We start from the raw sequence: 20,367 nt of genomic DNA, 5'->3' as shown, positions 1-20,367 counted from the left end.
GCAGCAGATACGGCGACGGCTAGCCGGCCGACACCGTTGGAGATCCGAGGACACACCGGCGGGATCGCGTGGTTCGTTCCAGCGTGGATCAACTCGATAGCCGCCTCCTACCACTGGGCCAAACTTGGAGCGAACCTGAAGAAGATCGTCAGTACCAAGTCTGAACACCCTCCGTAGCAACAGGAGAAGAAAGTGCAGAGAAAGAACCGGATACGCCTCGCCTACGTCTCGACAGTGAGCGCAGCCGCCCTCGCCACCGCGCTGGCCGACCCCGACGGCGTCAGCGCCTTGTCCGGTGCCTTGGTGGTCCTCACACTGCCGTCCAGCGTGGTGCTCTCGCCGGTGGTGTTCGCCCTGATGGCCTTCGTGAGCGTCGCCCTGATACCCGCAGCCGAGGCTCTCGGGATCAGCGAAAACGGCATGCTCGTCGTGCTCTCGGTCCTCGGCGCCGTCATCGCCGCCCTTGTCAACACACTGGTCCTCGGCCTGCTGCTGCGGGGCGCGCGTCGCTGCCGGCTCCGGCACGCCCGACGGGGTGTCGCAGGAACCTGAGCCACGAGGTGAGTGCCTCCTGACGAGAAACCAGGAGGCACTCACGCCGGCCGCCGCCGGGACCCCGCCGACCGGGGCCGTGCCGGTAGCCCCGTATAGCCTGGGGAAATGCTGAGAGAGGTCACCGCCACCCGCTACATCGAACCCCTGCGCTCCGGCGGCTCCGTCCCCGGCGTCGTGGAGGCCGATGACCTCGGCACCTATGTCGTGAAGTTCACCGGCTCCGCGCAGGGGCGTAAAGCGCTGGTCGCCGAGGTGATCGTGGGGGAGCTGGCGCGGGCGCTCGGGCTGCGGTTTCCCGAGCTGGTGCTGGTGCGCTTCGATCCGGTGATCGCCGCGCACGAGGTACACCAGGAGGTGCGGCAGCTGCACCGCGCCAGCGCGGGCGTCAATCTCGGCATGGACCTGCTGCCGGGCGCCCGGGACTTCACCCCCGAGGTGGCCGAGACGTTTCGGGTCGGGTCGCGGGAGGCGGGCCGGATCGTCTGGCTGGACGCGCTCACCGTGAACGTGGACCGTACGATCCACAGCTCCAACCTGATGATCTGGCCGACCCTCGGCACCGTACCGCCGCGGCTGTGGCTGATCGACCATGGCGCCGCCCTGGTCTTCCACCACCGCTGGGACGGCACCGACCCCGCCAAGCGGTACGACTTCCGGCATCACGCCCTCGGTCGCTACGCCCCGGACCTGCGGGCCGCCGACGCCGAGCTGGCGCCGAAGGTGACCGAGGGGCTGTTGCGGCGGATCGTCGCGGAGGTGCCGGACGGCTGGCTGGCGGACGAGCCGGGGTTCGCGACGCCGGACGCCGCCAGGGAGGCGTACGTCGCCTTCCTGCACGCGCGCGTGCGGGCCTCCGCGCAGTGGCTGCCCACCGGCTTCCCGACCCGGGAGGAGATCGCCGCCGAAGAGGTCCAGCGGGCCGCGCGCACCCAGCGGGGGCGCCCGCAGTGGCTGAAACGGGTTCCCGATCTGCACGGGGAACCACCGACCGATGAGGAAGAGAAAGGGGCGGTGCGTCCGCGATGAGCCGTGTGGAGATCGAGTACTGCACCCAGTGCCGCTGGCTGCCGCGCGCCGCCTGGCTGGCACAGGAACTGCTCACCACCTTCGAGACCGAGCTGACCGAGCTGGCGCTCAGGCCCGGCACCGGCGGTGTGTTCGTGGTCCGGGTGGCCGATGAGGTGGTGTGGGACCGCCGTGAGCAGGGGTTTCCCGAGCCCACGGCGGTGAAGAGGCTGGTGCGTGACCGGGTGGCCCCGGGGCGTTCCCTGGGGCACTCGGACAGGGGCGGCGAGGCGTGAGCCGGCGAGGGGTGAGCCGGCCTGTGCGGCCGGGTTGAGTGCTCAGCCCTTGAGCTGCTCGTACGCCGGCAGGGTCAGGAAGTCGGCGTAGTCCGCGTCCAGGGAGACGGTCAGCAGCAGGTCGTGGGCCTGCTGCCAGTGACCGGCGGCGAACGCCTCCTCGCCGATCTCCGCGCGGATGGCGGCCAGATCCTCGGCGGCGACCCTGCGGGCCAGCTCGGCGGTGACCTTCTCGCCGGTGTCGAGGACGACACCCGCGTTGGTCCACTGCCAGATCTGCGAGCGCGAGATCTCGGCGGTGGCCGCGTCCTCCATGAGGTTGAAGATGGCGACCGCGCCCAGGCCGCGCAGCCACGCCTCGATGTAACGGATGCCGACCTGCACCGCGTTGACCAGGCCCGCGTAGGTCGGCTTGGCGGTGAGCGAGTCGATGGCGATCAGGTCGGCCGCCTTGACGTCGACGTCCTCGCGCAGCCGTTCCTTCTGGTTCGGCCGGTCGCCGAGAACCCCGTCGAAGGACTCCAGGGCGATCGGCACCAGGTCGGGGTGGGCCACCCAGGAGCCGTCGAAGCCGTCCCCGGCCTCACGGTCCTTGTCGGCGCGGACCTTCTCGAAGGCCACCTTGTTGACCTCGGCGTCCCGGCGCGAGGGGATGAACGCCGCCATGCCGCCGATCGCGTGCGCCCCGCGCTTGTGGCAGGTGCGGACCAGGAGTTCGGTGTACGCGCGCATGAACGGGGCGGTCATCGTCACCGCGTTGCGGTCCGGCAGCACGAACCTGGGGCCGCCGTCACGGAAGTTCTTGATGATGGAGAAGAGGTAGTCCCAGCGGCCCGCGTTCAGCCCGGAGGCGTGGTCGCGCAGCTCGTAGAGGATCTCCTCCATCTCGTACGCCGCCGTGATCGTCTCGATCAGAACGGTGGCGCGGACCGTGCCCTGCGGGATGCCGACGTAGTCCTGCGCGAAGACGAACACCTCGTTCCAGAGGCGGGCCTCCAGATGCGATTCGGTCTTCGGGAGGTAGAAGTACGGGCCCTTGCCGAGGTCGATCAGCCGCTGGGCGTTGTGGAAGAAGTACAGCCCGAAGTCCACCAGCGCGCCGGGGACCGGGGTGCCGTCCGCGTCGGTCAGATGGCGCTCGTCCAGATGCCAGCCGCGCGGGCGCGTCACGACGGTGGCCAGTTCCGCGTCCGCCTTGAGCGCGTACGACTTCCCGGAGCCCGCGTCGGTGAAGTCGATGTTCCGGGTGTAGGCGTCCCGCAGATTGACCTGGCCCAGGACCACGTTCTCCCAGGTCGGCGCGGAGGCGTCCTCGAAGTCCGCGAGCCAGACCCGGGCGCCCGAGTTGAGGGCGTTGATGGTCATCTTGCGGTCGGTGGGGCCGGTGATCTCCACCCGGCGGTCGTTCAGCGCGGCCGGGGCGGGGGCCACCCGCCAGTTGGGGTCCTCGCGGATCGCGGCGGTCTCCGGCAGGAAGTCGAGGGTCGAGGTGCGGGCGATCTCGGCGCGCCGCTCGGCCCGGCGGGCGAGGAGTTCATCGCGCCGGGGCGTGAACCGGCGGTGCAGCTCGGCCACGAAGGCGAGCGCCGCGTCGGTGAGGACCTCCTCCTGCCGGGGCAGGGGCTCGGCGTCGACGATGGCGAGCGGAGACGGCGCTGGTGCGGACATGATCTGTCACTTCCTTCAGCGAGCTACTTCAGCGAGCTACTTCAGCGAACCCTGTGCAGGGCCGCCACGCCCCTGGCACCGCGTGCCAATGCAGGCAAATGGGGCGACGGACGCCCGGACGAACCGTCGGGCGCTTCTGAACAGTGGATACTAGTTTCCTCATGGTGGAAGTTCAACGGTCTGTCGATGTCGAGAATCACGGGTTCGAGCCAAGATGGCGCTGGGTGCCACGCCGCTCACTCCCGGTGTCATTACCCTCCAGGCGGGTGTCATCCCTCCAGGCAATCCCTCCCGGCAGGTGTCACTCCTCCAGCTGGGCAAGGTCCGCCTCCGTGTCGATGTCGTACGCGCGGGCCACGTCCCCCACCTCCACGAGCGTGATCTCCCCCGCGTGCTCCTGGAGATAGGCCCGCGCCCCGCGGTCCCCGGTCGCGCTCGCCGCGATCCCGGCCCAGCGCTCGGACCCGAACAGCACCGGATGCCCGCGTACGCCGTCGTAGGCGGCCGAGACGAGCGAGCCGGTGCCCGTGTACGCCCTGAGCACCCGGCCGGCCGCCTCCGGCCCGATCCCGGGCTGGTCGACCAGGAGGACCAGCGCGGCGCCCGCACCGGTCCCGTCCAGCGACGCCAGCCCCGCGCGCAACGAGGAGCCCATGCCGCGCTCCCACGCGGGATTGTCCACCAGCACACATCCATCGAGCCGAGCCCGCTCGCGTACGGCAGCCGCCTGCGCGCCCAGGACGACATGGACACGGTCGCAGCCGGCCGTACGCAGTACGCGCACCGCGTGCTCGACGAGCGGCCGTCCTCGATGCCGGAGCAGTGCCTTGGGGCGTCCGCCCAGCCGCCGACCGCCCCCGGCGGCGAGCAGCAGACCGGCGACCGGGAGCCCGTGATGATCCGTCATGGGTCCTGCATACCCGCTCCGGGTGCGCGGGGCGCGCGCGGGGAGTCAACCGGGCGTTCCGCAGGCGCAGGGGGCGCGCACGGCGGACTGAATTTCGGCCTGCGTGGTGGCGCGCGCCGTGCCGGGTGGCGTTTACTGACCCGGCGTCCGCCCGGTGCCTTCACCGTCGGCGGGCGACGGGGTGGCAGGGCGACGGGGCGGCGGAGCGGGAACACGAAGGGGCAGCGCACGGGTGCGTGCGCAAGGGGGTAACTGTGTTCAACGGCTTGGGGCAGATGCCGGCGACCGGCAGTGGGGTGTCAGGCGGTGGGGTGTCAGGCGGTGGAGTGTCCGGCACCGGCGTGTCAGGCGGTGGTGTGTCGGACAGTGGTGTGTCGGACGCTGGTGTGGATCCCAGGGTGGCGGAGCTGGGGGCGGCGGTGTCCCGGCTGCGCCGTGAACTCGCCGCGCATCCGGCCGAGTTCCCCGACCGGCCGATCGCCGAGGACGAACTCGCCGCACTGGCGGCGATGCTCACCCACGGGCCTCCCGAGCCCGCACGGCTGCGCCGCTCGCTGCTGCTGATCGCGGGCGCGATCGGCTCGGTGAGCGCGTTGTCGAGGAGGCTGGGGCAGGTGAGGGCGGCGGTGGAGCTGTTCGGGGGGACGCCGAGGGTGTGAGCGCGGGGGAGTTCGGGGGAGCGGGTGCGGGGTGTCCGGGGGAGCGGGTGTGGGTGTGTCCGGGGGCGTGGGGGCGCGGGGGCCTCAGGGGGGGGCGCCTCAGATGCCTGAGCTGCCCGAGCTGGCCAGGGCCTGGGACAGTTCCAGGGCGGTCTGCTGGAGCACCGGCACGATCCGCTCGGTCGCGTCCTCGGTGACCCGCCCCGCGGGCCCGGAGATGGAGATCGCCGCGGCGGTGGGGGAGTCCGGCACGGACACGGCGAGGCAGCGCACGCCGATCTCCTGCTCGTTGTCGTCGATGGCGTAACCCGCCCGGCGTACGTCCTCCAGGGCCGCCAGGAACCCGTCCGCCGTCGTGATGGTCTTGTCCGTCGCGGCCGGCATGCCCGTACGGGCGAGCAGCGCGCGCACCTCCTCCGGCGGGAAACCGGCCAGCAGGGCCTTGCCGACGCCCGTGGAGTGCGGCAGCACCCGGCGGCCCACCTCGGTGAACATCCGCATGGAGTGCTTGGACGGCACCTGCGCCACGTACACGATCTCGTCGCCGTCGAGCAGCGCCATGTTCGCCGTCTCGCCGGTCTCCTGGACCAGCCGGGCGAGATAGGGGCGGGCCCAGGTACCGAGCAGCCGGGACGCCGATTCGCCCAGGCGGATCAGGCGCGGGCCGAGCGCGTACCGCCGATTGGGCTGCTGACGTACGTATCCGCAGGCCACCAGGGTGCGCATCAGACGGTGGATGGTGGGCAGCGGCAGCCCGCTGCTCGCGGACAGCTCGCTCAGGCCGACCTCGCCGCCCGCGTCCGCCATCCGCTCCAGCAGGTCGAAGGCGCGCTCAAGGGACTGGACGCCGCCGCTGGGGGTGGACTTGGCGGAGTCGGTGGTGCTGGCGCTGGCGCTGGACGACGGCACGGCGCGTTCCTTTCGGGGCGGGCAGGAAAGGCAGAAGCCTACCCGGCGGTCCTGTCGACTGCCCGCGGATGCGCAGCCCGGTTCTGCTTGCCGGAAGTGTAATTCCGCCTTGCGGAAACGTCCAGGGGGGTTCCGGGGGTGCACTGTGGAGAAGTGTGCCTCTTGACTGGGCTTCGGCGGGAGTGAAGACTCCAGCAGCAGGTTCAACAAAACGTTGAATGGAGAGGGGTTTGGGTGTCCGACGCCGAACTGCCGCGCTCGACCGCCGAACTGCTGCTGCGCTCCACGCGCGTCGTCACGCCCGAGGGGACGCGCCCCGCGACCGTCGCGGTCACGGGCGGCACGATCACCGCCGTACTGCCCTACGACGCTCCGCTGTCCTCCGACGGGGTGTCCCGGATCGAGGAGCTCGGCGATGACGTGCTGCTGCCCGGTCTGGTGGACACCCATGTGCATGTGAACGACCCCGGACGCACGGAGTGGGAGGGCTTCTGGACGGCGACCCGCGCGGCGGCGGCCGGCGGCATCACCACCCTGGTCGACATGCCGCTCAATTCCCTCCCGCCCACCACCACCGTCGAGAATCTGCGCGTGAAGCGGGAGACGGCCGCCGGCAAGACGCACACCGACGTCGGTTTCTGGGGCGGCGCGCTGCCCGGCAACGTCAAGGAGCTGCGCCCGCTGCACGACGCCGGGGTCTTCGGCTTCAAGGCGTTCCTGTCGCCGTCGGGCGTCGACGAGTTCCCGCACCTGGGCCCGGACGAACTGACCCGGTCCATGGCGGAGACGGCCGGTCTCGGCGCTCTGCTCATCGTGCACGCCGAGGACCCGCACCGGCTGGCGGCGGCCCCGCAGCACGGTGGCCCCCGGTACGCCGACTTCCTGGCCAGCCGCCCGCGCGACGCCGAGGACACGGCGATCGCGGTCCTCCTGGACCGGGCGAAACGCCTGCACGCGCGCGTGCACATCCTCCATCTGTCCTCCTCGGACGCGCTGCCGCTGATCGCGGCGGCTCGGGCCGAGGGCGTGCGGGTGACCGCGGAGACCTGTCCGCACTATCTGACCCTGACGGCGGAGGAAGTGCCGGACGGGGCCAGCGAGTTCAAATGCTGCCCGCCCATCCGTGAGGCGGCCAACCAGGATCTGCTGTGGCAGGCGCTGGCGGACGGCACCATCGACTGTGTGGTCACCGACCACTCCCCGTCGACCGCCGACCTCAAGACCGCCGACTTCGCCACCGCGTGGGGCGGCATCTCCGGCCTCCAGCTGAGCCTGCCCGCGGTCTGGACGGCGGCCCGCAGCCGGGGCCACACCCTGGCGGACGTGGCCGGCTGGATGTCCGCCCGCACCGCCGCCCTGGTCGGCCTGGACGCCCGCAAGGGTGCCATCGCCCCCGGCCGCGACGCCGACTTCGCGGTCCTCGCGCCCGAGGAGACGTTCACCGTGGACCCGGCGGCCCTCCAGCACCGTAACCGGGTCACCGCCTACGCGGGCCGCACGCTGTACGGCGTGGTGAGATCCACCTGGCTGCGCGGTGAACGCGTCTTCGCGGACGGCGAGTTCAGCGGGCCGAGGGGACGGTTGCTGAACCGGCCCACCGGTTGACTGGCCCGGTCTGCCGGTTGACTGGCCCGGTCTACCGGTTGACTGGCCTGGGCCACCGGCTGACCTGCCCAGGGGGACGGCCGCCGCTGACCCCGACCACCGGCTGACCGACCCCAGGGGGCGCCTGCCGACCCCCACCCATCGACCCCGAGAGGAAGACACGATCACCGTGACGGCGATCCCCAGTTTCACCGGCGACGCGCACCCCTACGGCGGCGGTGACCCGTACGCGGACTACCGCACCGCCGACTTCCCCTTCACCCCGTACGCCAATCTCGCCGATCGCCGGCTGGGGGCCGGGGTCATCGCGGCCAACGACGAGTTCTTCGCCCAGCGCGAGAATCTGCTGGTGCCGGAGCGGGCCGCGTTCGACCCCGAGCACTTCGGCCACAAGGGCAAGGTGATGGACGGCTGGGAGACCAGGCGCCGCCGCGGGGTGTCCGCCGAGCACCCCTGGCCCGCCCCGGACGACCACGACTGGGCGCTGGTCCGGCTCGGCGCCCCGGGGGTGATCCACGGGATCGTCGTCGACACGGCCCACTTCCGCGGCAACTATCCCCAGTCGGTGTCGATCGAGGGCACCTCGCTGCCCGGCTTCCCGTCCCCCGAGGACCTGCTCGCGGCCGACGTGACGTGGACGACGCTGGTGCCGCGCACCCCCGTCGGCGGCCACGCGGCGAACGGCTTCGCGGTGGCGCCGCGGCAGCGCTTCACCCATCTCCGGGTGCACCAGCACCCCGACGGCGGCATCGCCCGGCTGCGGGTGCACGGCGAGGTCGTCCCGGACCCGGCCTGGCTGGCGGCGCTGACCACCTTCGACGTGGTGGCCCTGGAGAACGGCGGCCAGGTCGAGGACGCCTCGGACCGCTTCTACTCACCGGCCACCAACACCATCCAGCCGGGCCGCTCCCGCAAGATGGACGACGGCTGGGAGACCCGCCGCCGCCGCGACCAGGGCAACGACTGGATCCGCTACCGGCTCGCCGCCCAGTCCGAGATCCGCGCCATCGAGATCGACACCGCCTACCTCAAGGGAAACAGCGCGGGCTGGGCGTCGCTGTCCGTGCGGGACGGCGAGGGCCGGGAGGACGGCCAGGACGGCGACGGCGGCGACCTTGGCGGCTGGCGGCAGATCCTCCCGCGCACCCGCCTCCAGCCCGACACCAACCACCGCTTCACCCTGCCCACCCCGGCCCCCGCCGCCACCCACGCCCGCATCGACATCTACCCGGACGGCGGCATCTCCCGCCTGCGCCTGCACGGCTCACTGACCCCGGAGGGCGCGGAGCGCCTGGCGGCACGGCATCGGGAGCTGGGGGGCTGAGGAGATGGGCGGGGCGGGCCGGGGGAGGGGGTACGGGGCTCCTTCCCGCCGGTCCCGTCTAGCGGCTAGGGAGTGGCGGCCGGCGGTCAGCGGCCGGCGGTCAGCGGCCGGCGCATGCCCCCGGTGCGTGCCCCCGGTGCGTGCCCCTACGCCGCATGCCCCCCGTCCACGGAGAACTCCGCCCCCGTCACATACGCGGCCCCCGCCAGATAGGTGACCGTCCCCGCCACCTCCTCCGCCGATCCGAACCGCCCCAGCGCGGTCAGTGCGGACTGGTCCGCGCCCATCGGCCCCGCCGCCGGATTCATCTCCGTGTCGATCGGCCCGGGATGGACGATGTTCGCCGTGATCCCGCGTGCCCCCAACTCGCGCGCCAGGGCCTTGGTGAGCCCCACCAGCGCCGACTTGCTCATGGCGTAGAGGGTCCCGCCGGCGCCCGGCACGCGCTGCGTCATGCACGTACCGATGGTGATGATCCGCCCGCCCGGCCCCATGCGCGCGGCGGCGGCCTGCGACGCGAGGAACACCCCGCGCACATTCACCGCGAGCACCCGCTCCACGTCCGCGAGCGACAGGCTCTCCAGGGGGCCGAGCAGCCCCACTCCCACGTTGTTCACCAGCACATCGATCCCGCCGAGCGCCTCGGCCGCGCGGTCCACCGCCCCGGCGGACTCGGCCGGGTCCCCGGAGTCGGCCCGCAGGGCGACCCCGCGCCGCCCGAGCGCCTCGACGGCCCGTACGACGTCGTCGGCGGCGTCCTCGCGGCTCACGTACGTGATCGCCACATCGGCACCCGCGCGGGCGAGCCGTAGCGCGGTGGCGGCACCGATGCCCCGGCTGCCGCCGGTGACCAGCGCCTTCCTGCCCGCCAGAGAGTCCTGACCGGAGTCCTGACCGGGCTGCGACATGCCGGAAGTGGCGTTCTGCGGGACGCTCTGAGAGACGCTCCGGGGCGCGTTCGGAAGGTCGCTCCGCGGGACGTCCTGAGAATTGAGTTCGTTCGTCATGCCCTCCATCCCACCCGGCACGGCACCCTCGCGCTGGCGGCGGACGGACACCGCGTTCCCCTCACAGGCAGGCACTCCATGGGCAAGCTGGTTCTCACCGCATTCGTCAGCCTCGACGGCGTCCACCAGGCCCCCGGCGGCACACAGGAGGACACCCGCGACGGCTTCACCCAGGGCGGCTGGACCGTCCCGTACTCCGACGAGGACTTCGGGGTGTTCATCGCCCACGTCTTCGACCGCGTCGGCGCGTTCCTGCTGGGCCGCCGGACGTACGACATCTTCGCGGCGTACTGGCCCAGGGTCACCGACCCGAAGGACCCGATCGCGGGTCCGCTGAACGCCCTGCCCAAGTACGTCGCCTCGGCGACCCTGAAGGACCCGGCGTGGTCCGGCACCACCGTGATCGGCGGGGATCTCGCGAAGGAGGTCACCGCGCTGAAGGGGTCCACCGAGGGCGAACTCCAGGTGCACGGCAGCGCGGCCCTCGCCCGGTCCCTGCTCGCGGCGGACCTGGTCGACGCCATCCATCTGCTGACCTTCCCGGTCGTCCTCGGCGCGGGACACCGCCTGTTCGCGCCGGGCGGGCTGCCGACCGCCTTCCGGCACGGGGGCGGACAGATCACGTCGAAGGGGGTGTCCATCCAGACGTACGAGCGCGCGGGGCGCCCGGAGTACGGCGACTTCCCGCTGCCCGAGGACGCGTAGCGCGGGCTCGCTTCGTTAACACCCGGAGAACTCATGGGACATGACGGGAAATTCTGCCGACTTGTCATTGACATGCCATCGTCTACGCGCGTCATCATGAGGTCATGAGATTCCCCCCACGAACCTCCCGCCTCGGCGTCGCGGCGGCCCTGCTGTCCGCGCTCCTCGTCGGCGGCTCGGTGACCGCGCACACCGCCACCGCCGCCACCGCCGCCCCCACGGCGTACGGCAGCATCTGCTACGGCGACCTGCCGTCGCAGGCGTACGACACGCTCGACCTGATCGCCCGGGGCGGGCCGTTCCCCTACCCGCAGGACGGCACCGTCTTCCAGAACCGGGAACGGCTGCTGCCCATCCAGTCGGCCGGCTACTACCACGAGTACACCGTCGAGACCCCCGGCTCCTCCACCCGCGGCGCGAAGCGGGTCGTCACCGGTGTGCAGCACGAGGAGGACTACTACACCGCCGACCACTATGTGTCGTTCGACCTGATCGACTACGACTGCTGATCGCTTGATCGGCTGATCCGCCTTGTGGGCTGATCCCTGCACGAACGCGCGACCGCAGGCCCGTACACCGCGCCCCTCGCCCCGCGGCTCCCCCCACCGAACGCCGCGGAGCGAGGGGTGTCCTGCCAGGTGCCGGGGGTGACCCGCGACCCACGCTCCCCGCATCGCGCCCCGTTCCGCTCCCCGCATCGAGCCCCGTCCCGCCCCCCGTGCCCCGCTCATCGGGACTTGCGGCTCTCCGCCGCCGCGAACAGGGCGAACGCGAAGACGATCAGCACGACGCCGCCGAAGACCTCGTAGCCGTCGAGGAACCGGTGCACCACTCCGCCGCCCCAGCCGGTGAACCGCTGCACCAGGGCCAGTACGCCCTGCACCAGGGCGAGCAATCCCAGAATCTCCAGCAACCGCTTCATGGCCTCAAGCCTCCCGCCGGGTCCGGGGCGGGCGCATCGGCCGCCGGGCGGGAGCCTGGCGACGGAAGTCTGCCGTGCGCCGCTCGGAGTGCGCCGAAAGTCTCGGGGGCCGCGACTTTGGTCGGGGATCTTCCGCGCGGGGCGGTGCCGGGGCGCCGTACTGCGTAGATTTATCGACCGTGAAGGGTCAGGCTCAAGGAGCGGCACAGCCGCCGTCGGGGTACTCGTTCAAGGGGCGCCGCTGGCAGCTCCCGTCCGCCGTCGTGCACGAGCTGGACCCGGACGCCCCCCGTTCGGGCAGGTCGGGACGTCCGCGCCGGACCGCGCGGGACTGGGTCGTCGACTTCGCCCTGTTCCTCATGGCCGCCTTCATCGGCGCGCTGGAAGCGGACAACCTGAGCGGCTACGGCCTCTCGCCCGAGGCCGCCGGTCTGGACCAGCTCGTCGGCGCGCTGGCCTGCGCCGCCATCTGGCTGCGCCGCCGCTGGCCGGTCGGCCTCGCGATCGCGCTGCTGGTCGCCGGCCTCGCCTCCAGCACCGCCGGCGGTGCCTCCCTCGTCGCCCTGTTCACCGTCGCCGTGCACCGGCCGTTCCGGTACGTGGCCTGGATCGGCGGCATCGGTCTGCTCCAGGCCCCGCTGTTCTACTGGGCGCGGCCCGACCCCGACATGCCCTACCTGGTGGCCGTCGGCTTCTCCGTGGTGCTCGTGCTCGGGGTCATCAGCTGGGGGCGGCTCGCCCGGTCCAAGCGCGAGCTGATGCTGAGCCTGCGCGACCGCGCCCGGCACGCCGAGAGCGAGGCGCAATTGCGCGCGGACCGGGCCCAGCGGCTGGCCCGGGAGTCCATCGCCCGCGAGATGCACGATGTGCTCGCCCACCGGCTCACCCTGCTGAGCGTGCACGCGGGCGCGCTGGAGTTCCGGCCCGACGCGCCCCACGCGGAGGTCGCCCGCGCGGCGGGTGTCATCCGGGAGAGCGCACATGAGGCGCTCCAGGACCTGCGGGAGATCATCGGCGTCCTGCGGGCCGGGGACTCCGAGGAGTCCGGCCGCCCCCAGCCCACCCTCGCCGCGCTGGACGCGCTGGTCGCCGAGTCCCGCGAGGCCGGTGCGAAGGTCCATCTCCACCAGCGGGTCACCGACTCCGACACCGTGCCCGCCTCCGTCGGCCGGACCGCCTACCGCATCGTCCAGGAGGGCCTCACCAACGCCCGCAAGCACGCGCCCGGCACCGAGGTCACCGTGACCGTCACCGGCGGCCCCGGTGACGGGCTGACCGTCCAGGTGCACAATCCGGACCCCGAGGGCGAGGTCCCGCCCGTCCCCGGCTCGGGACAGGGCCTGATCGGCCTCACCGAGCGGGCCATCCTGGCGGGCGGGCGCCTGGAGCACGGCCCCGGGGCGCAGGGGGGCGGGGGCGGCGGGGGCGGCTTCGAGATACGGGCGTGGCTGCCGTGGGTGGTGCGGGGGGAGGGGGCGTGACGTACGGGAGGGATCCCGCCCCACCCCTGTCGGGCAGGCTGTCCGGGAGGCCGTCCGGGGGCGGGCGCCGACGTGATTACGTAGGGCCATGACTGCGATCAGACTGGTCCTCGTCGACGACGATCCCCTCGTCCGCGCGGGACTGTCGTTCATGCTGGGCGGCGCCGAGGACATCGACATCGTCGGGGAGGCGTCCGACGGCACGGAGGTGGAGGCGCTGGTGGACCGGGTGCGACCGGACGTCGTCCTGATGGACATCCGGATGCCGGCCGTGGACGGGCTCACCGCCACCGCGCGGCTGCGGGCCCGCCAGGACGCGCCCCAGGTCGTGGTCCTGACCACCTTCCACGCGGACGAACAGGTACTGCGCGCCCTGCGCGCGGGCGCCGCCGGATTCGTCCTCAAGGACACTCCGCCCGCCGAGATCCTCGGCGCGGTGCGCCGGGTCGCGGCGGGCGATCCCGTGCTCTCGCCGACCGTCACCCGCCAGTTGATGCAGCACGCGGCCGGAACGACGGGCGACGACCGCCGGGCACGCGCGCGTGCGCGCGTCTCCGCCCTCAACGACCGTGAGCGCGAGGTCGCCGTCGCCGTCGGCCGGGGCCTGTCCAACGCCGAGATCGCGGGCGGCCTCTACATGAGCGTCGCCACCGTCAAGACCCATGTCTCCCGCGTCCTCGCCAAGCTCGACCTGAACAACCGGGTACAGATCGCACTGCTCGCCCACGACGCCGGACTGCTCGACGGGGCCGAGGAGGGGCCGGGCGGGAACTGACGGCGGGGCGGTGGCGGCTCGGACCGTCCGGGCTCCTGTCCGGGCCGGCCCGCATCCGGCCAGCGACCGGGCAGCGACCGGGCAGCGACCGGGCAGCGATCCGGGCACCGAAGGGAACTCCCGTCCGTTGGAAGCTGTGAACGGGGAACCACGCGGAACAGCGGGGAACAGCGGGGAACAGTCGACGGCGACGGGGGGCTGTGATGGTGGAAGTGATCGACCTGGGGGAGTAGGGCGAGTCGTTCCGGACGGATCCGCATCCGGTGTACGCGGAACTGCGCGCACGCGGGCCCGTGCACCGGGTCCGCCCGCCCGGTGTCGACAGCGGCTACGAGGCGTGGCTGGTCGTCGGGCACGAGGAGGCCCGCGCGGCGCTCGCCGATCAGCGGCTGGCCAAGGACGGCAGCCGGATCGGGCTGACCTTCCTGGACGTCGACCTGATCGGGGACTACCTGCTCGCCACGGACCCGCCCCAGCACACCCGGCTGCGCTCCCTCGTCTCCCGCGCGTTCACCCCGCGCCGGGTGGAGCGGCTGCGCCCGCGCGTCCAGGAGATCACCGACCAGCTCCTCGACGCCATGCTGCCGCTGGGCCGCGCCGATCTGGTGGAGTCGTTCGCCTTCCCGCTGCCGATCACGGTGATCTGTGAGCTGCTCGGCATCCCCGAGATGGACCGCGCGGAGTTCCGCCGGCTGTCCACGGAGACGGTCGCGCCGACCGACGCGGACAGCGAGTACGGGGCGGTGGCCCGGCTGGGGGAGTATCTGACGGAGCTGATCGAGGACAAGCGCAGCACCGGCCCCGGCGACGATCTGCTCAGCGACCTGCTCCGCACCACCGCCGAGGACGGCGACCGGCTCTCCGTGGCCGAACTGCGCGGCATGGCCTATCTGTTGCTGGTCGCCGGCCATGAGACCACGGTCAATCTGATCACCAACGGGGTGCACGCGCTGCTCATCCACCCCGGGCAGCTCGCCGCCCTGCGCGCCGACATGAGCCTTCTCGACGGGGCGGTCGAGGAGACACTGCGCTACGAGGGCCCGGTGGAGAACGCCACCTTCCGCTTCGCCGCCGAGCCGCTGGACGTCGGCGGTGTCGCCATCGAGAAGGGCGAGGCGGTCCTGATCGGGCTCACCGCGGCCGACCGCGACGGCGACCGTTTCCCCGCCCCCGACCGCTTCGACATCCAGCGCGACACCCGCGGCCATCTGGCGTTCGGCCACGGCATCCACTTCTGCCTGGGCGCCCCGCTGGCCCGCCTGGAGGCCCGTACCGCCCTGCGCACCCTCCTGGAGCGCGCCCCCGGCCTCACCCTGGACGGCCCACCGGGCGAGTGGCTGCCGGGGATGCTGATACGGGGGATGCGGAGCCTGCCGGTGCGCTGGTAGCGGGCGGCACGGGTTGCCGGCCCCACCACGGACCTCGCAAGCCCCGCCCGTCACTCACACCGGGCCCTCACACTGTGCTCACACCGGCTCGGGCCCCCCGAGGATCTCCCCCATCCGCACCGGGCGGTGTTCCCGGCGGGAGCGGTCGCAGGCCTCGGCGATCCGCAGGGCCTGCATCGCCTCGCGGCCGTCGCAGGGGTTGGCGCGTTCGCCGCGGACCACCTCGATGAAGGCGGCGAGTTCGGCCTCGTAGGCCGGGCCGAAGCGCTCCAGGAAGGTGGTCCAGGGCTTACTGGCGGGCGGTGGTCCGGTCGGCTCGGTGGAGGCGATGGGCGTCCGGTCGTCCAGGCCGACGGCGATCTGGTCCAGCTCACCGGCCAGCTCCATGCGGACGTCGTACCCGGCGCCGTTGAGCCGGGTCGCGGTGGCCGTCGCGAGGGTGCCGTCCGCCAGGGTGAGCAGCACCGCGGCGGTGTCGAGGTCGCCCAGCTCACGGAAGAGCGCGGGCCCGTGGTCCGACCCGGCGGCGTACACATCGACGACCTCCCGCCCGGTCACCCAGCGCACCGCGTCGAAGTCGTGGATCAGCGTGTCCCGGTATAAGCCGCCGGACTCCGCCAGATAGGCGGCGGGCGGCGGCGCCTGGTCGGAGGTCATCGCCCGTACGGTGTGCAGCCGGCCCAGCCGCCCGGACCGTACCGCCTCGCGGGCGCCCGCGTACCCGGCGTCGAAGCGGCGCTGGAAGCCCATCTGGAGGATCGTCCCGGCCGTCTCCACCTCGGTGATCACGGCGAGCGTCCCGGGCAGGTCCAGCGCGATGGGCTTCTCGCAGAACACCGGGAGCCCGGAGCGGGCCGCCCGGCCGATCATCTCGGCGTGCGCGGAGGTCGCCGTGGTGATCACCACCGCGTCCACGCCCCAGCGGAAGATCTCGTCCACGCCGGGCGCGGCCGTCTCGCCCAGCCGGTGCGCCAACTCCTGCGCACGGGCGGGATCCGCGTCCGTCAGGATCAGTGAACCGACCTCCCGGTGACGGCTGAGGGTGTTCGCATGAATGGTGCCGATGCGGCCCGTACCGATGACGCCGATGCGCATGGAATCAAAGTGAGGCCCACCGGCCCCGCTGTCAATCCGTATGTCCGGACAACCGAACCACACAGCTTCCCGTCAACCGGTCACAGAGCTACGCTCAAGCCGTGCCCAAACCAGATGTGGACCCGACCGTACGGCTCGACCTGAGTGTCGACCGCAGCTCCCCGGTGCCGTTGTACTTCCAGCTGTCCCAGCAGCTGGAGGCCGCCATCGAGCACGGGGCGCTCACCCCGGGCAGCCTGCTGGGCAACGAGATCGAGCTGGCGGGGCGGCTCGGCCTGTCCCGGCCGACGGTCCGCCAGGCCATCCAGTCGCTGGTCGACAAGGGGCTGCTGGTGCGCCGCCGCGGGGTCGGCACCCAGATCGTGCACAGCCAGGTCAAGCGCCCCCTGGAGCTGAGCAGTCTCTACGACGACCTGGAGGCGGCCGGTCAGCGCCCGGCGACCAAGGTGCTGGTCAACACCGTCGTCGCGGCCCCGGCCGAGGTGGCGGCGGCGCTCGGCGTCCCCGAGGACAGCGACGTACACCATGTCGAACGGCTGCGGCTCGCGCACGGCGAGCCGATGGCGTACCTGTGCAACTTCCTGCCGCCGGGCCTGCTGGACCTGGAGACCGGCCAGCTGGAGGCCACCGGGCTGTACCGGCTGATGCGGTCCGCCGGGATCACCCTGCACAGCGCCCGGCAGTCCATCGGGGCCCGCGCGGCCACCGCCGACGAGGCCGAACGGCTCGGCGAGCCGGCGGGCGCCCCGCTGCTCACCATGCAGCGCACCACCTTCGACGACACCGGCCGCGCGGTGGAGTACGGCACCCACACCTACCGCCCGGCCCGCTACTCCTTCGAGTTCCAGCTCCTGGTGAGGCCGTGAGGGCCCGTGCGGCCCGTTCGGCACGTTCGGCTCGGTTGGCTTGTCCTATTGTCCGGACAATGTGATCGAGTCGCGCCGCCCGGCGGTCGGGGGCACGATCCCCGTGTTCGATAATCGGGCATTCGGAGCCGGTGAGGTCACCGGCCCCTCGCGTACGCAGAACACGGCAAGAAGGGCACCGCCTCGTGGCACGGTTTCGGACCTGGGTAGGCATCGCGCTGGCGGGGACGCTGTGCGCGTCCCTGGCGGGATGCAGCAGCACCGGCGGCAAGCGCGCCGAGGACGCCCGCAAGGCCGCGGCCGAACGCGGGACGTCGGCGGTGACCACGCCGCGCTGGACGTTCGCCATGGTCACCCACTCGGGTGATGGCGACACCTTCTGGGACATCGTGCAGAGCGGCGCCGAGGAGGCCGCCGCCAAGGACAACATCAACTTCCTGTACTCGCACGACGACGAGGCCCAGCAGCAGGCGCAGCTGGTGGACGCGGCCGTGGACAAGAAGGTCGACGGGATCATCGTCACCCTGGCCAAGCCCGACGCGATGAAGGCGGCGGTCGCCCGCGCGGTGGCGGCCGGTATCCCCGTGGTCACGGTGAACTCGGGGTCGGCGGAGTCCAAGGCGTTCGGCGCGCTCACCCATATCGGGCAGGACGAGACCGTCGCCGGGCAGGCGGTCGGCGAGGAGCTGAACGAGCGGGGCCGCAAGAAGGCGGTCTGTGTGCTGCACGAGCAGGGCAATGTGGGCCATGAGCAGCGCTGCGCGGGCCTCGCGGAGACCTTCGACGGCCAGGTGCAGAACCTGTATGTGACTGGCACGAGCATGCCGGACGTGCAGTCCGCCATCGAGGCCAAGCTCCAGACGGACCGGGCCATCGACGCCGTGGTCACCCTGGGCGCCCCGTACGCCGACACCGCCGTGAAGGCCAAGCAGGGCGCGGACAGCGGCGCCGAGATCGACACCTTCGACCTCAACGCCAAGGTCGCCGCCCTCCTGGCGGACGGCACCCTCGGCTTCGCCGTCGACCAGCAGCCCTACCTCCAGGGCTACGAGGCGGTCGACCTGCTCTGGCTGTACCGGTACAACGCGGATGTGCTGGGCGGCGGCAAGCCGGTGCTGACCGGCCCGCAGATCATCACGAAGGACCAGGCGGCCGAGCTGGCGGAGTACACGAAGCGGGGCACCCGATGAGCGCGCCCATGGACGTCCTCGGCGATGAAAGGTATCGGCGGCCGTCCCCCCTGCGCAGCCTGCTCGGCCGCCCCGAACTGGGCTCGGTCGTCGGCGCGCTCGCCGTCTTCGTCTTCTTCGCGCTGACCGCCGACAGCTTCCTGCGCGCCGCCAGCCTCAGCACGGTCCTGTACGCGTCCTCCACCATCGGCATCATGGCGGTCCCCGTCGCGCTGCTGATGATCGGCGGCGAGTTCGATCTGTCCGCGGGCGTCATGGTGACGTCCTCCGCGCTGATCTCCTCGATGTTCAGCTACCAGCTGACCGCGAACGTCTGGGTCGGCGTCGGCGTGTCGCTGCTGCTCACCCTCGCCATCGGCGCCTTCAACGGCTTCATGCTGACCCGCACCAACCTGCCCAGCTTCATCATCACGCTGGGCACCTTCCTGATGCTGACCGGCATGAACCTAGGCTTCACCAAGCTGATCAGCGGCACGGTCTCGACGAAATCCATCGCCGACATGGAGGGCTTCCCGACCGCCCACGACCTGTTCGCGTCCACCCTCACCATCGGCGGAGTCGCCTTCAAGGTCACCATCCTGTGGTGGTTCGGCCTGGTCGCCCTCGCCTCCTGGATCCTGCTGCGCACCCGCGCGGGCAACTGGATCTTCGCGGTCGGCGGCAACAAGGACGCCGCCCGCGCGGTGGGCGTCCCGGTGCGCGCGACGAAGATCGGCCTCTACATGGGCGTCGCCTTCGGCGCCTGGATCTCCGGCCAGCATCTGCTCTTCTCGTACGACGTCGTCCAGTCCGGCGAGGGTGTCGGCAACGAGCTGATCTACATCATCGCGGCCGTCATCGGCGGCTGTCTGATCACCGGCGGGTACGGCAGCGCCGTCGGCTCGGCGGTCGGCGCGCTCATCTTCGGCATGACCAGCAAGGGCATCGTGTTCGCCGAGTGGAACCCCGACTGGTTCAAGTTCTTCCTGGGCGCGATGCTGCTCCTCGCGACCCTGCTCAACGCCTGGGTCCGCAAGCGCGCGGAGGCCACCAAGTGACGCCGTCGACCGTCCGCCGTACGCCCCTCGTGGAACTCTCCGGCGTCAGCAAGCAGTACGGCGGCGTCCGCGCCCTCGAAGATGTCTCCCTGGCGGTCCACGCCGGGGAGATCACGTGCGTGCTGGGCGACAACGGCGCCGGGAAATCCACCCTCATCAAGATCATCGCCGGGCTGCACCGGCACGACGGGGGCACCCTGCGCATCGACGGTGAGGAGACCCGTCTCGGCTCCCCGCGCGAGGCCCTGGACCGCGGGATCGCCACCGTCTACCAGGACCTGGCCGTCGTCTCCCTGATGCCCGTATGGCGCAATTTCTTCCTCGGCTCCGAGCCACGGAAGGGAACGGGACCCTTCCGCCGCCTCGACGTCGAGCACATGCGCCGCACCACCCGCGCGGAACTGCTCCGCATGGGCATCGACCTGCCCGACGTGGACCGCCCCATCGGCACCCTCTCCGGCGGCCAGCGCCAGTGCGTGGCCATCGCCCGCGCGGTCCACTTCGGCGCCCGCGTCCTCATCCTGGACGAACCCACGGCCGCGCTCGGCGTCAAACAGTCCGGGGTGGTCCTGAAATACGTGACGGCGGCCCGCGACCACGGCCTGGGTGTGGTCCTGATCACCCACAACCCCCACCACGCGTACCTGGTGGGCAACCACTTCACCCTCCTCAGACACGGCAGAACAACAGGCACCTACGACCACAACGCCATCACCCTCCCCACCCTGACCACACAAATGGCAGGCGGCGACGCCCTGACAGCCCTGGAACAACAACTGAAGAATCCATAGGCGCGCGCAATGGAGAACGGGTGCGGACAGTGGGAAACGGGGGGCCCGGGCAGCGCCCTGAAGGGGCGCGGGGAACTGCGCGACCGGCCACGACGGGCCCGCACCCGCCGCGCCGAACCGCTCCACCCCACCGCTGAGGCGCCCCCGGACGTCGCTCCGCGCGGCACGCCGGCCAGGGCGAC

The 20,367-nt window shown here is 72.0% G+C and carries 21 protein-coding genes; 15 read left to right on the top strand and 6 right to left on the bottom strand.

Features of this window, described 5'->3' with window-relative positions; translation table 11 throughout:
• The first annotated feature begins 192 nt into the window (after nt 1-192).
• From ACFRFC_RS23140 to ACFRFC_RS23130, 3 genes are all read left to right on the top strand, one after another.
• Nucleotides 193-552 (top strand): hypothetical protein, encoded by a 360-nt coding sequence (locus ACFRFC_RS23140; protein ID WP_382690438.1) that lies wholly within the window; start codon nt 193-195, stop codon nt 550-552.
• A gap of 108 nt (nt 553-660) precedes the next feature.
• Nucleotides 661-1,581, top strand: coding sequence for a HipA family kinase (locus ACFRFC_RS23135; protein ID WP_382690436.1), 921 nt, complete (start codon nt 661-663; stop codon nt 1,579-1,581).
• A complete protein-coding gene (locus ACFRFC_RS23130; RefSeq protein ID WP_382690435.1) occupies nt 1,578-1,856 on the top strand; it encodes a SelT/SelW/SelH family protein in 279 nt (92 codons plus the stop codon). Before ACFRFC_RS23135 ends, ACFRFC_RS23130 begins: the two co-directional genes overlap by 4 nt.
• Nucleotides 1,857-1,898: 42 nt before the next feature.
• Here the strand turns inward: ACFRFC_RS23130 and aceB are convergent, their stop codons facing one another.
• Nucleotides 1,899-3,524, bottom strand: a complete 1,626-nt coding sequence (gene aceB, locus ACFRFC_RS23125; protein ID WP_382690433.1) for a malate synthase A — start codon at nt 3,522-3,524, stop codon at nt 1,899-1,901.
• 301 nt (nt 3,525-3,825) lie between these two features.
• Nucleotides 3,826-4,431 carry an NTP transferase domain-containing protein gene (locus ACFRFC_RS23120; protein ID WP_382690431.1) on the bottom strand — a complete coding sequence of 202 codons (606 nt, stop codon included), beginning with the start codon at nt 4,429-4,431 and terminating at the stop codon, nt 3,826-3,828.
• Nucleotides 4,432-4,802: 371 nt separating this feature from the next.
• Here ACFRFC_RS23120 and ACFRFC_RS23115 point away from each other — a divergent pair, with 371 nt between their 5' ends.
• Complete coding sequence (locus ACFRFC_RS23115; protein WP_382690429.1) at nt 4,803-5,090, top strand: DUF5955 family protein; 288 nt, start codon at nt 4,803-4,805, stop codon at nt 5,088-5,090.
• Between the two features lie 99 nt (nt 5,091-5,189).
• Here ACFRFC_RS23115 and ACFRFC_RS23110 read toward each other — a convergent pair whose 3' ends face one another.
• A complete protein-coding gene (locus ACFRFC_RS23110; RefSeq protein WP_382690427.1) occupies nt 5,190-5,999 on the bottom strand; it encodes an IclR family transcriptional regulator in 810 nt (269 codons plus the stop codon).
• Nucleotides 6,000-6,233: 234 nt separating this feature from the next.
• Between ACFRFC_RS23110 and allB the strand changes: the two genes are divergently transcribed.
• Together allB and alc are read left to right on the top strand one after the other, a co-directional pair.
• The gene (gene allB / locus ACFRFC_RS23105) at nt 6,234-7,604 is read left to right on the top strand and encodes an allantoinase AllB (RefSeq protein ID WP_382690425.1); all 1,371 of its coding nucleotides are present in this window, start codon (nt 6,234-6,236) and stop codon (nt 7,602-7,604) included.
• 169 nt (nt 7,605-7,773) lie between these two features.
• Nucleotides 7,774-8,928: an allantoicase gene (gene alc / locus ACFRFC_RS23100; RefSeq protein ID WP_382690423.1), complete on the top strand. Its 1,155-nt coding sequence runs from the start codon at nt 7,774-7,776 to the stop codon at nt 8,926-8,928.
• A 146-nt stretch (nt 8,929-9,074) separates the two neighbouring features.
• Here alc and ACFRFC_RS23095 read toward each other — a convergent pair whose 3' ends face one another.
• Nucleotides 9,075-9,836, bottom strand: a complete 762-nt coding sequence (locus tag ACFRFC_RS23095; RefSeq protein ID WP_382690421.1) for an SDR family oxidoreductase — start codon at nt 9,834-9,836, stop codon at nt 9,075-9,077.
• 177 nt (nt 9,837-10,013) lie between these two features.
• Between ACFRFC_RS23095 and ACFRFC_RS23090 the strand changes: the two genes are divergently transcribed.
• Together ACFRFC_RS23090 and ACFRFC_RS23085 are read left to right on the top strand one after the other, a co-directional pair.
• On the top strand, nt 10,014-10,640 hold the full coding sequence (locus ACFRFC_RS23090; protein WP_382690419.1) for a dihydrofolate reductase family protein: 627 nt from the start codon (nt 10,014-10,016) through the stop codon (nt 10,638-10,640).
• 104 nt (nt 10,641-10,744) lie between these two features.
• The gene (locus ACFRFC_RS23085) at nt 10,745-11,149 is read left to right on the top strand and encodes a ribonuclease domain-containing protein (protein WP_382690417.1); all 405 of its coding nucleotides are present in this window, start codon (nt 10,745-10,747) and stop codon (nt 11,147-11,149) included.
• A 218-nt stretch (nt 11,150-11,367) separates the two neighbouring features.
• Here the strand turns inward: ACFRFC_RS23085 and ACFRFC_RS23080 are convergent, their stop codons facing one another.
• Nucleotides 11,368-11,562, bottom strand: a complete 195-nt coding sequence (locus ACFRFC_RS23080) for a hypothetical protein (protein WP_382690415.1) — start codon at nt 11,560-11,562, stop codon at nt 11,368-11,370.
• A 179-nt stretch (nt 11,563-11,741) separates the two neighbouring features.
• On the opposite strand from ACFRFC_RS23080, the gene ACFRFC_RS23075 reads away from it, so the two are divergent.
• The 3 genes from ACFRFC_RS23075 to ACFRFC_RS23065 all read left to right on the top strand — a co-directional run bounded on the left by ACFRFC_RS23075 (nt 11,742) and on the right by ACFRFC_RS23065 (nt 15,206).
• Nucleotides 11,742-13,043 carry a sensor histidine kinase gene (locus ACFRFC_RS23075; RefSeq protein WP_382690413.1) on the top strand — a complete coding sequence of 434 codons (1,302 nt, stop codon included), beginning with the start codon at nt 11,742-11,744 and terminating at the stop codon, nt 13,041-13,043.
• A gap of 88 nt (nt 13,044-13,131) precedes the next feature.
• Nucleotides 13,132-13,818, top strand: coding sequence for a response regulator (locus tag ACFRFC_RS23070; protein WP_382690411.1), 687 nt, complete (start codon nt 13,132-13,134; stop codon nt 13,816-13,818).
• Nucleotides 13,819-14,081: 263 nt separating this feature from the next.
• Nucleotides 14,082-15,206, top strand: a complete 1,125-nt coding sequence (locus ACFRFC_RS23065) for a cytochrome P450 (RefSeq protein ID WP_382690409.1) — start codon at nt 14,082-14,084, stop codon at nt 15,204-15,206.
• A gap of 78 nt (nt 15,207-15,284) precedes the next feature.
• On the opposite strand, the gene ACFRFC_RS23060 is transcribed toward ACFRFC_RS23065, so the two are convergent.
• Nucleotides 15,285-16,301 carry a Gfo/Idh/MocA family oxidoreductase gene (locus ACFRFC_RS23060; RefSeq protein WP_382690407.1) on the bottom strand — a complete coding sequence of 339 codons (1,017 nt, stop codon included), beginning with the start codon at nt 16,299-16,301 and terminating at the stop codon, nt 15,285-15,287.
• Between the two features lie 116 nt (nt 16,302-16,417).
• On the opposite strand from ACFRFC_RS23060, the gene ACFRFC_RS23055 reads away from it, so the two are divergent.
• The 4 genes from ACFRFC_RS23055 (at nt 16,418) to ACFRFC_RS23040 (ending at nt 20,185) form a co-directional block, all read left to right on the top strand.
• Nucleotides 16,418-17,167, top strand: a complete 750-nt coding sequence (locus ACFRFC_RS23055) for a GntR family transcriptional regulator (RefSeq protein ID WP_382690618.1) — start codon at nt 16,418-16,420, stop codon at nt 17,165-17,167.
• Nucleotides 17,168-17,352: 185 nt separating this feature from the next.
• Nucleotides 17,353-18,357 (top strand): sugar ABC transporter substrate-binding protein, encoded by a 1,005-nt coding sequence (locus ACFRFC_RS23050; protein WP_382690405.1) that lies wholly within the window; start codon nt 17,353-17,355, stop codon nt 18,355-18,357.
• Nucleotides 18,354-19,394 (top strand): ABC transporter permease, encoded by a 1,041-nt coding sequence (locus tag ACFRFC_RS23045; protein ID WP_382690403.1) that lies wholly within the window; start codon nt 18,354-18,356, stop codon nt 19,392-19,394. The genes ACFRFC_RS23050 and ACFRFC_RS23045 overlap by 4 nt, the downstream gene beginning before the upstream one ends.
• Entirely contained in the window at nt 19,391-20,185 is a 795-nt protein-coding gene (locus ACFRFC_RS23040) for an ATP-binding cassette domain-containing protein (protein ID WP_382690401.1), read from the top strand. Before ACFRFC_RS23045 ends, ACFRFC_RS23040 begins: the two co-directional genes overlap by 4 nt.
• The last annotated feature ends 182 nt before the right edge of the window (nt 20,186-20,367 follow it).

Origin of the sequence: Streptomyces sp. NPDC056734 (assembly GCF_042790455.1) — a bacterium.
GTDB lineage: Bacteria > Actinomycetota > Actinomycetes > Streptomycetales > Streptomycetaceae > Streptomyces.
This window is presented reverse-complemented; position numbering and strand designations above follow the sequence as displayed.